Source organism: Stagnimonas sp. FW305-C-60 (assembly GCF_058782965.1).
Map to the genome: position 1 here is coordinate 792873 of NZ_JBYSYF010000001.1, position 13752 is coordinate 806624.

Annotated in this window: 16 protein-coding genes; 9 read left to right on the plus strand and 7 right to left on the minus strand. The window is 67.3% G+C overall.

All coding sequences use genetic code 11. The annotated features are described in order from the left end of the window. Positions 1–26 precede the first annotated feature (26 nt). The 5 genes from AC3WT6_RS03600 (at position 27) to AC3WT6_RS03620 (ending at position 4199) form a co-directional block, all read left to right on the plus strand. A complete protein-coding gene (locus tag AC3WT6_RS03600; RefSeq protein ID WP_492652192.1) occupies positions 27–467 on the plus strand; it encodes an Hsp20/alpha crystallin family protein in 441 nt (146 codons plus the stop codon). A gap of 95 nt (positions 468–562) precedes the next feature. After that, positions 563–2029 (plus strand): PAS domain-containing sensor histidine kinase, encoded by a 1467-nt coding sequence (locus AC3WT6_RS03605; protein WP_492652193.1) that lies wholly within the window; start codon positions 563–565, stop codon positions 2027–2029. Between the two features lie 11 nt (positions 2030–2040). Then, entirely contained in the window at positions 2041–2649 is a 609-nt protein-coding gene (locus AC3WT6_RS03610) for a response regulator transcription factor (protein ID WP_492652194.1), read from the plus strand. Between the two features lie 169 nt (positions 2650–2818). Continuing rightward, a complete protein-coding gene (locus AC3WT6_RS03615; protein ID WP_492652195.1) occupies positions 2819–3583 on the plus strand; it encodes a Crp/Fnr family transcriptional regulator in 765 nt (254 codons plus the stop codon). Positions 3584–3605: 22 nt separating this feature from the next. Next, positions 3606–4199 (plus strand): hypothetical protein, encoded by a 594-nt coding sequence (locus AC3WT6_RS03620; protein ID WP_492652196.1) that lies wholly within the window; start codon positions 3606–3608, stop codon positions 4197–4199. Here AC3WT6_RS03620 and AC3WT6_RS03625 read toward each other — a convergent pair. The 5 genes from AC3WT6_RS03625 to AC3WT6_RS03645 all read right to left on the minus strand — a co-directional run bounded on the left by AC3WT6_RS03625 (position 4196) and on the right by AC3WT6_RS03645 (position 8651). Then, positions 4196–5035: an RNA polymerase factor sigma-32 gene (locus AC3WT6_RS03625; protein ID WP_492652197.1), complete on the minus strand. Its 840-nt coding sequence runs from the start codon at positions 5033–5035 to the stop codon at positions 4196–4198. The genes AC3WT6_RS03620 and AC3WT6_RS03625 overlap by 4 nt on opposite strands. 88 nt (positions 5036–5123) lie before the next feature. After that, the gene (locus AC3WT6_RS03630) at positions 5124–6536 is read right to left on the minus strand and encodes a sensor domain-containing diguanylate cyclase (RefSeq protein ID WP_492652198.1); all 1413 of its coding nucleotides are present in this window, start codon (positions 6534–6536) and stop codon (positions 5124–5126) included. Positions 6537–6650: 114 nt separating this feature from the next. Then, positions 6651–7535, minus strand: coding sequence for a pirin family protein (locus AC3WT6_RS03635; RefSeq protein ID WP_492652199.1), 885 nt, complete (start codon positions 7533–7535; stop codon positions 6651–6653). 73 nt (positions 7536–7608) lie between these two features. Then, positions 7609–8007 (minus strand): DoxX family protein, encoded by a 399-nt coding sequence (locus AC3WT6_RS03640; RefSeq protein ID WP_492652841.1) that lies wholly within the window; start codon positions 8005–8007, stop codon positions 7609–7611. 41 nt (positions 8008–8048) lie between these two features. Continuing rightward, entirely contained in the window at positions 8049–8651 is a 603-nt protein-coding gene (locus tag AC3WT6_RS03645) for an FMN-dependent NADH-azoreductase (protein ID WP_492652200.1), read from the minus strand. Positions 8652–8755: 104 nt separating this feature from the next. On the opposite strand from AC3WT6_RS03645, the gene AC3WT6_RS03650 reads away from it, so the two are divergent. Beyond that, a complete protein-coding gene (locus tag AC3WT6_RS03650; protein WP_492652201.1) occupies positions 8756–9670 on the plus strand; it encodes a LysR family transcriptional regulator in 915 nt (304 codons plus the stop codon). Here the strand turns inward: AC3WT6_RS03650 and AC3WT6_RS03655 are convergent. After that, positions 9577–9939, minus strand: a complete 363-nt coding sequence (locus AC3WT6_RS03655) for a GIY-YIG nuclease family protein (RefSeq protein WP_492652202.1) — start codon at positions 9937–9939, stop codon at positions 9577–9579. The genes AC3WT6_RS03650 and AC3WT6_RS03655 overlap by 94 nt on opposite strands. Before the next feature lie 97 nt (positions 9940–10036). On the opposite strand from AC3WT6_RS03655, the gene AC3WT6_RS03660 reads away from it, so the two are divergent. Beyond that, on the plus strand, positions 10037–10990 hold the full coding sequence (locus AC3WT6_RS03660; RefSeq protein WP_492652203.1) for a tRNA dihydrouridine synthase: 954 nt from the start codon (positions 10037–10039) through the stop codon (positions 10988–10990). On the opposite strand, the gene AC3WT6_RS03665 is transcribed toward AC3WT6_RS03660, so the two are convergent. Continuing rightward, the gene (locus AC3WT6_RS03665; protein WP_492652204.1) at positions 10984–11943 is read right to left on the minus strand and encodes a beta-ketoacyl-ACP synthase III; all 960 of its coding nucleotides are present in this window, start codon (positions 11941–11943) and stop codon (positions 10984–10986) included. The two genes, AC3WT6_RS03660 and AC3WT6_RS03665, sit on opposite strands and share 7 nt — an antisense overlap. Before the next feature lie 321 nt (positions 11944–12264). On the opposite strand from AC3WT6_RS03665, the gene AC3WT6_RS03670 reads away from it, so the two are divergent. Further along, positions 12265–12768, plus strand: a complete 504-nt coding sequence (locus AC3WT6_RS03670; protein WP_492652205.1) for a c-type cytochrome — start codon at positions 12265–12267, stop codon at positions 12766–12768. A 242-nt stretch (positions 12769–13010) separates the two neighbouring features. Then, a complete protein-coding gene (locus tag AC3WT6_RS03675) occupies positions 13011–13736 on the plus strand; it encodes a TorF family putative porin (RefSeq protein ID WP_492652206.1) in 726 nt (241 codons plus the stop codon). Positions 13737–13752 lie beyond the last annotated feature (16 nt).

Sequence of the window (13752 nt, forward strand, 5' to 3'; positions counted from 1 at the left end):
TGGAGGATCAACCAAGGAGCCTGGTCATGAGTCTGGTGCAATGGAACCCATTCCGTGAAATGGACGATCTGCTGACGCGCTTTGCGCGCAGCCCTGGTGGCTTTCCGGCGCTGTCGGCCGAGGCCGGAGCGCTGGCCAACTGGGCGCCGGCGGTGGATATCAGCGAGAACGCCAAGGAGTATCTGGTCAAGGCCGAGTTGCCGGGCGTGAAGAAGGAAGACCTCAAGGTCACCTCGCTCAACGGCGTACTGACCATTTCCGGCGAGCGCAAGCTGGAAAAAGAAGACAAGGACGAGAAGCACCATCGCATCGAGCGCAGCTATGGCGCGTTCACCCGCAGCTTCACCATCCCCGACGACGTGCTCGACGAGCAGATTGCCGCCGAGTGCAAGGAAGGCGTGGTGACCGTGCGGCTGCCGAAGACCGAGCAGAAGAAGAACCAGGTCAAGCAGATCACCGTTCAGTGATGCCGGCCGGGGCTCCGGTGGCGGCGCGGCTGCCGCTAAACTGTCGCCGCTGTCCCGGCAGCTCTCCCTTTCAAATATCACCATAGGCGCCCGAAGTGGCCGAAGACCGTCTTAGTGCGCTGCTCGACGCGGCTGTCGATGCCATGATCCTGGCCGATGAGCGCGGCCGCATTACCCGTTTCAACCGCGCCGCCGAAACGCTTTTCGGCTACGTGCCCGCCGAGGTTCTGGGCGAGAACCTGAGCATGCTGATGCCGGCGCCCTACCGGCAGGAGCATGACGGCTACTTGCTGCGCTATCAGAAGACCCAGCAGGCCCGCATCATCGGCATCGGTCGCCAGGTGGTGGCGCAGCGCAAGGACGGCTCGACGGTGCCCATCGAGTTGTCGGTGGGCGAGTTCACCAAGGGGGCGGAGCGCGGTTATGTCGGCATCCTGCGCGACATCTCCGAGCGGCTGCGCCAGCAGGCGCAGCTGAAGAATCAGGCCGACGAACTGCGGGTGATCTTCGAAAACGCCCCGACGCCGATCCTCATCACCAGCCTGGATGGGCAGATCCTCAAGGCCAACCGCGCCTGTTGCGCGCTGCTGGGGCGCGACGAGGAGGACTTGCTGGGCCGCTCGCAGCTCGAATTACTGCACCCCGACGATCGCGCCGGTGCGCAGCAGCTGCATCAGCTCAGCGGCGAGCAGCCGGCCAGCCGCTACGAGTGGCGCTACCTGCGTGGCGACGGCACCGTGGTGCATACCAGCAATTACGCAGCGCTCAGTGTCGAGACCGACGAGCAGCCGCCCTTGATCATCAGCGAGATTGTCGACCGCTCGGCGCTGCTCAGCGCCGAGCACGAGGCCGAGGACTTGCGCGCCCGCCTCACCCACGCCGGGCGCATCGGCACGCTGGGCGAGATGGTCAGCGGCATCGCCCACGAGGTGAACCAGCCGCTCACCGCCATTGCCAACTACGCCAATGCCTGCCGGCGGCTGTTGCAGTCCGGCAACGCCGAGCCGGAGGAGTTGATCGGCACCCTGGAGAAGATCAGCGCCCAGGCCGACCGCGCCGGCCAGGTGATCCGTGGTCTGCGCAGCCTCACCCGCAAGCGCGACGCGGTGCGCGAACGGCTGGACTGCAACCAGCTGATCAGCGAGGTAGCCAAGCTTCTGGAATTCGAGCTGCGCAACAGCGGCTGGCGGCTGCTGCTGCGGCTCACGCCCCGGCTGCCGGCGGTGACCGGCGATGGCGTGCAGCTGCAGCAGGTGGTGCTGAACCTGGTGCGCAACGGTATCGAGGCGATGAGCGAGCGCGCCAGCGGCGACTTCATCCAGGTCGAGACCTACCCCGGTGGAACCGGCTTTGTCGAGATTGCGGTCAGCGACTGCGGGCCCGGCATCAGCGAGGCGGTGGAGACGCATCTGTTCGAGCCCTTCTACACCACCAAGCACCAGGGCATGGGACTGGGCCTGTCGATCTGCCAGTCGATCGTCGCCGCCCACGGCGGCGAGATGAGCTACCGTGGCAATGCCATGGGCGGCGCGACCTTCGTGGTGCGACTGCCGACAGCCTAATGTGAGGAAGCATGGATACCGGTACGGTTTTCATCGTCGATGACGAGGAGGCGGTGCGCGACAGCATTGCCATGTTGCTGCGCTCGGTGGGCCTGCGCACGCAGGTGTTCGCCGACGCCACCAGCTTCTTGCGCCAGTACCGCAGCGAGCTGGCCGGCTGCCTGGTGCTGGACGTCCGCATGCCGCGCATGAGTGGCCTGGAGTTGCAGCAGGAGCTCAACCGTCGCGGCTGGGCGCTGCCGGTGATCTTCATCACCGGCCACGGCGACGTGCCGATGGCGGTGGAGGCGATGCGCGCCGGCGCCCTGGACTTTCTGCAGAAGCCGTTCAAGGACGATGACCTGATCCGTCGCGTGCAGAAGGCGCTGGACCAGGACGCCCGCGAGCGCGCGGCGCTGGCCGAGCGCGATCTGCTGCGCCAGCACTTCGAGGAGCTCACCGCCCGCGAGCGAGAGGTTGCCCGACGCATCGTCGCCGGCCAGGCCAACAAGGCGGTGGCGCTGGATTTGGGCCTGAGCGAACGCACCGTCGAGCTGCACCGCGCGCATGTGATGCAGAAGATGGAAGCCCGCAATCTCGCGCAGCTGGTGCAGATGCTGCTGCAGGTGGACAGCGCCTGAAGTCGGGCGCGGTTCCGGCTTCAGAAGGAGCCGGGCAAGCGGCCCCGGCCTGCGGGCACTACCCGCCCGACTAGGTACTTCCCGCAGTCGGCCTGCGGAAACTCCGGATTTTCCCGCCGTCTCCAGGCCGGCAAGCTGTGCTCCATGAATTCCTGAGCTGGAGCCCGCCATGGCCTTCGAGATCCGCAGCAACCCCGCCGCCACCGCCTGCAACCCCGCCATCCGCAGCGCCTGCACGCTCTGCCCGGTGGGTAGCCACTGCGTCACCGCCGGCCTGCCGCAGGCCGATATGCAGCGCTGGGCCGGGGTGATGATCCCGCATCTGCCGCTGGCCCAGGCCGGCAAGTCCCTGTACGCCGCTGGCGCCACCGCCGACTGCGTCTACGTGGTGCGCGCCGGCTGCATCAAGACCTACACCGTCGATGGCGAAGGCAACGAGCGGGTACGCGGCTTCTTCCTGCCGGGTGACGTCGTCGGTCTCGATGCCATCGGCATCGGCCACTACCCGGAAAACGCGGTGACGGTGGTCGGCTCCCAGGTTTGCCGGGTGTCCAAGGGCCAGCTGCAGGGTCTGCTGGCCAGCGCCCCGGCGCTCAACCAGCGGGTGATGGAACGCCTTACCGGCGAACTGCGTCTGGCTCTGGCGCTGGGTGGCGACTACAGCGCCGACCAGCGCGTCGGCGCCTTCCTGCTGCACATCCAGGAGCGACTGAACGGCGCCGGCAACGCGGTGAAGCTGCCGATGAGCCGCCGCGACATCGCCAGCTACCTGCGTCTGGCCACCGAAACCGTATGCCGGGTGCTGACCCGCTTCGAGGACAAGGGCTGGATCGTCTCGGCCGACAAGAACGTCACCCTGCGTGAGCCGGCCGCACTCTGGGCGCTGGCCGAGCCGGTGGGCATCTGCCGTCCGCGTCTGCGCCTCGCGGCTTAAGTCTCGCCAAGGGCGGCGGTCTATGGGTTTCGTGCTGCCGGGGGGCAGCCGGCCCGGCCGGGCGGCGGTGCGTCTGGAGATCTCGCTGCGCAGCGTCCACCAGCTGTTCAACTCGCTGGACCCTTCGCCGTTTTACGATCGCGATCTCGACACGCATGCCGAGAGCTACCTGGTCAGCTGGGCGCAGGAGTTGCCGCGCGACGCGCCGCTGTCGCTGAGCCTGCTGCTGGCTGAGCCGCCGCCGGTGCTGGATACCCCGCAGTGGATCGAAGCCGCGGTACAGCACTACTTCAGCGAGCGCGCGCGCCTGAAGCGCGCCGAGCTGCACGGCCTGCTGCGGCAGGGAAGGATGAGTCTGGTGATCGGCCTGGTGTTTCTGGGCGTCTGCCTGCTACTCAGTCAGTGGAGCCAGAACCTGGCGCTCTCGGGGGTGCTGGCCAGCCTGTTGCGCGAAAGCTTTCTGGTCGCCGGCTGGGTGGCGATGTGGCGGCCGATGCAAATCTACCTGTATGACTGGTGGCCGCTGCGCCAGCAGGCGACGTTGTACCGGCGCATGGCGAAGATGCCGGTGACAGTCAGGGTCGCTCCGGCCGCCGGAGCGCCTCCCCCCGCTTAGGCCGCCAGCGCCGGCTCCATGGCCTGGCGCAGGCGCTGACGCGCCTTCACCTCGATCTGCCGCACCCGCTCGGCCGACACCCCGTACTGGCTACCCAGCTCGGCGAGACCGACCGGCTTTTCGGCCGCCAGCTCGCGGCGGAACACGATGTCGCGCGAGCGCGGGTCCAGGTGCTGGAGCGCGTCGCTGAGCCGCGGCAGCATGCGCTGCTTCCAGTCCTCGGCCTCGATCTGTTCGGCCGGGTCGGCGCCTTCCTGGGCCAGCCAGTGTTCGGGCGAGTAACCCTCGTCTGGCGCCGACAGCGAGCTGTCGCCGCCATGGAACAGGGCATCGGCGCGGCGCACGTCGCGCAGGCTCACATGCAGTTGTTCGGCCATCGCCTGGGCGTCTTCGGCGCTCAGGGGTTCGCAGTCGCGGCGCAGCTTGCGCAGGTTGAAGAACAGCTTGCGCTGCGCCTTGGTGGTGACGTGGCGGACGATGCGGAAGTTGCGCAGGATGTATTCGTGGATCTGCGCCTTGATCCAGTGCACGGCGTAGCTGATCAGGCGCACGTTCCAGCGCGGATCGAAACGCTGCACCGCCTTCATCAGGCCAAGGTTGCCCTCCTGCACCAGGTCTTCCAGCGGCAGGCCATAGCCCTGATAGCCACGGGCGATGTGCACCACGAAGCGCAGATGACCAAGCACCAGGCGCTTGGCTGCGGCCGGATTGCCGGTGGAGCGCAAGTCTTCGGCAGCGGCATGTTCTTCTTCGACACTGAGCCTGGGCTCGCGCTGGATCGCCTGCAGAAAGGCGTCGAAGCCGTTTGCGGGCTGATTTCTTACGGCGGTATTCACGGCGCGGACTCTCCTTCGTCTTTATGTCTTCAGGCTAGAGAGCTGTCGCCACCGGCTCATTGACCTGAGTCAGTCGCGATGGCGATGCTCAGCGACTCAAGATCTGCCGCTGCGCGCGCGCGACCGGCTCGTCGGCCATGCGCCGGTCGAGTTGCCGCAACAGCGCCTCGGCGTTGCGGCCCTCCTGCGGGCCACGCAGCAGCACCTGCCGGTAGTCGAGCACGATGTCCTCTCCGACATAGGGGTAGGGCTCGATCAGCGCCAGGCGTAGTTCGTTCAGCAAGGCCGCGTGGCTGTCCATGGTGTCGCCGTCCAGCAGCAGCAGGAACTCGCCCTCCGTGCTTTGGCAGGCGCGGTGCGGCGGACTGATGAGTTGGCGCACGCGATTGCCCATCTCGCCGACAATCAGATCTTCCATCTCCCGTCCCATGGCCTGGGCGGCCTCACTGAAGCGGCGCAGCGAGATCAGCGCCAGCCCGAACGGCCGCTGGCCGCCGCAGGCTTCCTCCAGAGTTTCCTCGAAGCTGGCCCGGGTAAGCAGACCGCTGCGCGGGTCGGTGACCGTCTCCAGTTCGCGCAGCCGTTGCGCCGCCTTCTGGCTGCTGATGTCGTCGTGCAGTGACAGGTAATGGCTGATGCGCTCGCCACGGCCAAAAGGGCTGATGGTCTGGTGGATCACGTAGCGCTGACCGTCGCGGTCGTGATCGACAGTCTCACCGCTCCACACTTGGCCAGAGCGGATGGTGCTCCAGAGCTCGCGGTAGTAGCGCGTGCCCTGGCGGCCGGACTTGAGGATGCGGGCGTTCTTGCCGCGCACGTCCTCGGCCTGGTAGCCGGTGAGGCGGGTGAAGGCGGGGTTGCTCCAGACGATGTCGCCGTGCAGGTCGGTGATGAAGGCGGCATTGCCGGCCAGACGCAGCGCCGCCGCCAGCAGGCTTTGTTCGCGCAGGCGGGCGTCGTCATCGAGAAAACGGCGCAACTCGCCGAGTTGCTGCTCGATCAGTTGCAGGCGCTGGTCGTCGGCGAAGCCATTGCCGCGCTCGCAGTGGAGCTGCAGCAACCAGGTTTCGCCGGCGGCCTGAAACGGCCAGGCGCCAGCGGCGCGGATGCCCTCGCTCTCCGCCGCGCGGCGCCAGGGCAGAAAACCCTCGTCACTGGTGACCATCAGGGCCGGCCCGTTGTTGCGCAGCGCCCGCGCTGCCGGCCCGTCGCCGGCGACGGTGCCGTCCCAGCGCTCCGGCAGGCGTTGCAGCTCCAGCCAGAGCGCGTCCTCGCGGGCGCTGGCCTCGATGGCGATCACGCCGCTGGCCAGCTTGCGGCTGATCTGCACCCCGCTCAGTGCCAGCAGGGGCGCCAGACCTGCGCACAGGCTCTGCAGCAGGGGCTTGCGCTCCTCGCCAGCCAGCAGCCGGCGGTAGTGGTCGAGCCAGAGTGCCGCACCGACCTGGGCCGGCGCGGAGTCGGAGGGCAGGGGTGAGTCGGTACGGAGAGCGGCGTGCATGCGATTCAACCGAGAGGAGGGGCGTTAGCCGTCAAGCTAGCGCCCCCTGCCGACACCGCGTTGACATGGGTCAATCCGCCCTGCCGGCACCGTTCATGCTGCGCACGGTTGCGTTCAGGTCATGGCTTCGACGAGTACGCCGTTCTGGTAGTCCTGCAGAGCCTGCTCGATCTCCTCGCGACTGTTCATCACGAAGGGGCCGTACTGAACCACCGGTTCGCGTAGCGGCTTGCCGGCGAGCAGGATCACCCGCGCGCCCTGTGGCCCGGCTTGCAGCGACAGCCGTTCGCCAGCGCCCAGCACCAGCGCGGCCTGGGCCGGCGCGGTCTTGCCGGCGACCGCGACGCTGCCCTCGTAGGTGTAGAGGAAGGCGTTGTGGCTGGCCGGGATCGGCTGCTCGAACAGCGCGCCGGCCGGTAGTTCCAGGTCGAAGTACAGCGGCGCGGTCGACAGCGGCTGCGCCGGACTGTTGATCGGCCCGCTGAGGCGCGCCTCGCCGACTTCCGCCGTGCCGGCGATCACCTTGATCGAACCGCCGCCCGGCAGCGCGGCCTGCGGAATCTCGCTGGCCGGGATGTCCCGGTAGCCGGCCGGCTTCATCTTTTCCGCCGAGGGCAGGTTGATCCAGAGCTGGAAGCCGCGCATGCGGCCGCTTTCCTGCAAGGGCATCTCCGAGTGGATCACGCCACGGCCGGCGGTCATCCATTGCACGCCGCCGGGGCCGAGATCGCCGACGTTGCCGAGATGGTCCTTGTGCTGCATGCGGCCGTCGAGCATGTAGGTGACGGTCTCGAAGCCGCGGTGCGGGTGGGCCGGAAAACCGGCGATGTAGTCGCCCGGGTTGTCGGTGCCGAACTCGTCGAGCATCAGGAAGGGGTCGAGGTAGAGGCCGCGCTGGCTGCCAATGCTCCGGCGCAGCTTGACGCCGGCGCCGTCGGAAGTGGCGATGGCGGGGATGACATGCGCCAGGCTGCGCAGGTCGCTGGAGGTGTTGCTCATGACTGGCTCCTGATGAAAGTTGTAAAGCAAGGGCCCGCCCTCTGGGAACGGGCCTAAGAGGTTTAGATGGTGCTTAGCGGCGGTCGAGGCTCAGCGGGCCGGCGCCGTTGGCGACCAGCAGCAGGAAGCCGCCGGCGATCGAGACGTTCTTCAAGAACATGATGGTCTGGATCTGGTCGCCGAAGTTGGCGTGGAACAGCAGGGCCGAGACCAGGCTGAAGCCGGCGAGCAGGAAGGCGACGATACGGGTCTGGTAGCCGACGATGATGGCGGCCGCACCCAGCACCTCCAGGGCGATCACCAAGGGCAGGGCAAAGCCTGGCACACCCATGGCCTGCATGTAGCCGACGGTAGCGGCGTAGGCAGTGATCTTGGACAGACCGGAAAGCAGGAACAGCGAGGCCAGCAGGATGCGGCCGGCGAGTTCGGCGAGGTTGGTGAGTTTCGGTGACATGGCGTTACTCCTTGGAATGTTCGAGGGATGCGTGGGGCGAAGGCGATTGCGGGCCGGGCTCAGGCGGCAAGACGGTGGATCGCGTCCTGGGCCTGGTGCAGGGCAGACTGCTTGCGGTCGGCGTCGATGTTCAGACCCTCGGCGTAGACGAACTCCACATCGGCGATGCCGATGAAGCGCAGGAAGTCACGCACGTAGTTGGTCTGGCTGTCCAGCGGCGTGCCGGCGTAGAGCCCGCCGCGGGCGGCGAACACATAGGCCTTCTTGCCGGTGATCAAGCCCTCGGGGCCCTTGGCGGTGTAGCGGAAGGTGATACCGGCGCGGGCGATGTGGTCGAAGTAGGACTTCAGCTGTGAGGGCACGCCGAAGTTGTACATCGGCAGGCCGAGCACGATGACGTCGGCGGACTTCAGCTCGGCGATCAGCGCGTCGGAGTAGTCCACCACCGCCTGCTGCTCGGGGCTGCGCGCCTCGGCGGGGGTGATGAAGGCGCTGAAGCGCTGGGCGTCCAGATGCGGCACGCCGTCCTGGGCGAGGTCGCGGACCTGGACCTCGGTGTCGGGGTGATGCTGCCGCCACTCGGCGACGAACTGCTCGGCGAGCTGGCTGGACTGGCCCTTGCCGGCAAACAGGCTGGTGTTGATCTGAAGAAGCTTGGTCATGGCACATCTCCGGGTGAACTGAAGGTGTGCGTATTAAATGATTCGACAGATCGATAAAAAAGAACAATATTTGGCGCTCAACAATCAGTTTATTGGATGAATCTGTGAATCCGCGGATCTCCCTGGAGCAATGGCGCGCGCTGATGGCGGTAGTCGATGCCGGTGGCTACGCGCAGGCGGCCGAGCAGCTGCACAAGAGCCAGTCGGCGGTGACCTACGCGGTGCAGAAGCTGGAGAGCCTGCTGGCGGTGAAGGCCTTCGAGGTGCAGGGTCGCAAGGCGGTGCTCACGCCCACCGGCCAGCTGCTGTACCGGCGTGCCAGCGCCCTGCTGGCCGAGGCCAGTCGGCTGGAGCAGGCCGCCAGCGCCTTGGCGGCCGGTTGGGAGGCGGAGATCCGCCTGGCGGTGGAAGTGGTGTTCCCCACCTGGCTGTTGTTGCGGGTGCTGGACCGCTTTGGCCAGGACAGTCCGCACACCCGCATCGAACTGAGCGAGTCGGTGCTGGGCGGCACCTCGGAGGCCTTGCTGCAAGGGCGGGTCGATCTCGCCGTCGCGCCGGTGGTGCCGCCGGGTTTCTTCGGCGAGCCCTTGATGCAGATACACATCTTGCCGGTCGCGCATCCCGACCATCCCCTGCACCACCTGGGCCGGCCGCTGAAGCCGGAGGATCTGCGCCAGCACCGGCATATCGTGGTGCGCGACTCCGGCAGCCGGCGCAACGAGTCCGCGCTCACCATCGACGCCCAGCAGCGCTGGACGGTGAGCAATATGCCCACCTCCATCCACGCGCTCTGCCAGGGCTATGGCTTTGCCTGGATGCCGCTGGACAAGATCCGCAACGAGCTGCGTGATGGCCTGCTCAAGCCGCTGCCGCTGGAAGGCCAGGAGCGCCGCGGCACGCTGTACCTGATCTTCGCCGACCACGACTACGCCGGTCGCGGCACCCTGCGCCTGGCCGAGCTGCTGCGCGAGATGACCGCCGCCGAGTGTGCCGCGCACTCGCCGGCCCCGCCCGCGTAGGGATGACTGGCGGCCCAGGCCAGCTTGGCCTCGCGCGGCTGCTGCTTGAGCCAGTGCTCGGCCACCGAAGCGGCCGAGCGTGAGGGGTAGGCGCAGGCGGCCAGCAGGCGCTGCGGCGGATTGGCGCGGGTGTAGCGCGCACCGCGTCCGGCGGCGTGCAGCCGGTAGCGCTGTTGCGGGTCGGGGCTGATGCCGGCATAGAGGCTGCCGCCACGGCATTCCAGCAGATAGAGCCACCAGGGGCGGTCGGGAGCGCTGGCTGCGGTCATGCCAGTGGGCGGTCGGAATGGGGTAGGCGGTCAGCTTAATCGGCGCGACGGCCGACAGCGCCTAAGATGCGCGTCCTTTTTGCGAGCCTCTACTCCCATGCAGATCGCCCTGGCGCCGATGGAAGGCCTGGTCGACGACATCCTGCGCGACGTGCTGACCCGGGTCGGCGGCGTCGACTGGTGCGTGAGCGAGTTCATCCGCGTCAACGAGCAGTTGCTGCCGGCCTCGGTGTTCCGCCGCATCGCGCCGGAACTCGACCAGGGCGCGCGCACCCGCGCCGGCACCGAGATGCGTGTGCAATTGCTGGGCTCTGATCCGCACTGGCTGGCCGAGAATGCGGTGCGCGCCTGCCAGCTTGGTGCGCCGGTGATTGACCTCAACTTCGGCTGCCCGGCAAAGACCGTCAACCGCTCGCGCGGCGGCGCGGTGCTGCTGCGCGAGCCGGAACTGCTGTACCGCATCGTCGCGGCGGTGCGCGCGGCGGTGCCGGTGGCGATCCCGGTCACCGCCAAGATGCGCCTGGGCTACGAGGACAGCGATCAGGCCCTGGACTGCGCCCGCGCCCTGGCCGCCGGCGGCGCCGCGCAACTGGTGGTGCACGCGCGCACCAAGGCGGACGCCTACCGTCCGCCCGCCTATTGGGAGTGGGTGGCGCGGATTCAGGAGGTGGTGCCGCTGCCGGTGTATGCCAACGGTGAAATCTGGAGCGTCGACGACTGGCGACGCTGTCGTGCGGTGAGTGGCGTCGAGGATTTCATGCTCGGGCGCGGCCTGGTGGCGCGGCCCGATCTGGCCTTGCAGATCGCCGCCGCCCGGGCCGGCACGGACTATGTGCCGCTGGAATGGGCGTCGGTGCTGCCGTTGCTACGAGACTACTGGCGCCAGCAGCGCGCACGGCTGCCCGAGCGTTTCGCGCCGGGGCGGCTCAAGCAGTGGCTGGCCTGGCTGGCGCGCAGCTACCCGGAAGCAGAGGCGCTGTTCACGACGGTGCGGCAGGAAAGCGATTGCGCCCGCCTCGATGCCCTGGTCGGTGCGGTGCCGGCTCAGTAGCGCAGCAGCACCGAGCCCCAGGTCATGCCGGCGCCGACGCCGAGCAGCAGCACGTTCTGACCCGCCTGGATGCGGCCGTCGCGCACTGCTGCGTCCAGCGCCAGCGGCACCGAGGCCGCCGAGGTATTGCCCTGGCGCGCCACCGTGGTCACCAGCTTGCTCATCGGCAGGCCGAGCTTGTCGGCGGTGGTGGCGAGAATGCGGATGTTGGCCTGGTGCGGCACTACCCAGTTGATGTCCTCGATCTTCAGGCCGTTCTTGTTCAACGCCTCGTGGGCGCATTCCGCCAGCACCCGCACGGCGGTGCGGTACACCGCCTGGCCGTCCATCTCGACGAAGGGGTGACCGCGCAGCACGCCGTTGGCGATGCCGCCGTCCACCCGCAGGACGCCGGCCTGGGAACCATCGGCATGCAGATGGCCAGAGAGGATGCCCGGAGTGTCGGAAGCCTTGAGCACCACCGCGCCGGCACCGTCACCGAACAATACGCAGGTGCGGCGATCGCTCCAGTCCAGGAGTCGCGAGAACACTTCCGCGCCCACCACCAGTGCGCACTTGTGAGCGCCGCTGGCGATCAGGCGGTCGGCGAGCGTCAGGGCGTAGATGAAGCCGGTGCACACCGCCTGCACATCAAAGGCGGCGCCCTGCTTCACGCCCAGCCGCGCCTGCAGCAGGCAGGCGGTGGAGGGCAGCACCATGTCCGGGGTGGTGGTGGCGACCACGATCAGATCCACCTCGTCGGCACTGGTGCCGGCGGCCGCCAGGGCGCGCTGGCAGGCGTGAAAGGCGAGGTCCGAGGTCATTTCGCCTTCGGCGGCGACATGACGGGACTCGATGCCAGTGCGCGAGACGATCCACTCGTCGCTGGTTTCGATGCGGGTCTGCAACTCCTGGTTGCTGACGCTGCGGGCCGGGAGATAGCTGCCGGTGCCAACGATTCGTGCGTAGGTCATGGTCGCGAGCTTAGCGATTCCCCACTGCCGGTTGATGATGCAAACGCGTTAGGTCGGCCCAGTGGGTGCTCCCGGGGGCGCCATGGGCCAATGCTATACTTTTCAACTGTGGGAGCCGCGGCCGGCGCTGGTGTGCCGGTCGACCCGGGGTTCGACTGATCGGTGGTCTGAGGGGAGTGTGGTGGCGGGCTTTGATGCCTGCTCGCCCGCGTCCGCCGGCCGGCGGACGGACTTCCCCCATGTAAACGCCTTGCCGGCACCTTAATGGCCGTCGACACGGTGCACCGAACCCGATCTCTAAACGTACCCGGAGCTTCACCCGTGAGCAGCAATAACAGCCATCACGACGACCAGGCGCATGACCAGGCATTTTTCCGCACCTTCGCCATGGTGCTGGCCGCCCTGTTCAGCATCTTCGGCTTCTGCATCTTCGCCGCCAGCCTGATCGTGCCCAAGGCTGGCCCCAGCGAGGCCGATATCGCCCGCCTGGAGGCGCGCATCAAGCCGGTGGCGAACGTGGTGACCGATCCTGCCGCCCTGCTCAAGGCCGCCGCCCCGGCGGTGAAGCGCGAGCCGCTGACCGCCGACCAGGTGTTCGCCCAGGCCTGCGCGGCCTGCCACAACGCCGGCGTGCTCGGCGCACCAAAAGTGGGCGACAAGGCCGAGTGGAGCAAGCGCCTTGCGGCGGCCGGCGGTGCCGATGGCGTGGCGACCAATGCCATCAACGGCAAGAACCAGATGCCGCCGCGCGGTGGCAATCCTGATTTCACCGACGACGAGATCAAGGCGACCGTCAAGCTAATGCTGGGCAAGAGCGGCCTGTAAGCGATCACTGGCGCCGGCAACCACGGCGCACCATTGCGGGGCCTGAAAGGCCATGCCGGTATGCACTGGCATGGCCTTTGCCTTTTCTGGGCTGTGGTGAACGATTTGTGACTGCGCACCAATGTCGGGCAGTCCTGGTCACGCCATAAAAAGTTGGCTCAAAAACTGCTGTTGCATAAATGCCTGGGTCGAATCCATCGCCAAGGCAGGCGTTCCCACCCATATCAGGAGAGGATGTACTCATGAAGATGAAGCAGATCGTGGCTTGCGCGGCTCTCGTGGCAGCGTCGGGCGTTGCCGCTCCGGCTTACGCAGGCGCGTCCGCGAACGTCGGCCTGTTCTCCAGCTACATGTTCCGTGGCGTCAACCAGAACCCGCTGTCGACGGACCTGACGGCCATCCAGGGCGGTCTGGACTATGCACACGACTCCGGCCTCTATGTCGGTACCTGGCTGTCGAACATCGACTTCGCCGGTTACACCGACACCGTCACCTACGAGACCGACTTCTACGGTGGCTACACCTTCAAGGCCGGTGAAGTGGGCCTCGACGTTGGCGCCCTGCATTACTACTACGCCGACGACAGCAAGCTGGACACCACCGAGTTCTACGTCGGCGCCACCTACGGCCCGGTTACCGGCAAGGTCTTCTACACCTCCGACTACTTCGGCACCGACGAAGACGGCTACTACTACACCGTCAGCGGTTCGCTGCCGGTCATGGATGGCTTCTTCACCGTTGGCGCCAACGTTGGCTACTCGGTGGGCGACGGCCCCAAGCTGTTCGTCGGCAGCCTGTACGACAGCGCGCCGGAAGATTCCTACCTCGACTACGGCGTCACCATCTCCAAGTCCTTTGATCCCGGCTACACCTTCAGCCTGGCCTACATCGGCAGCAACCTGGATGGCGACATCGCCAAGGAGCAGGAGCGCGTGGTATTCGGCGTGAAGAAGGTGTTCAGCTTCTAAGCTCAGCAGTCTCTGG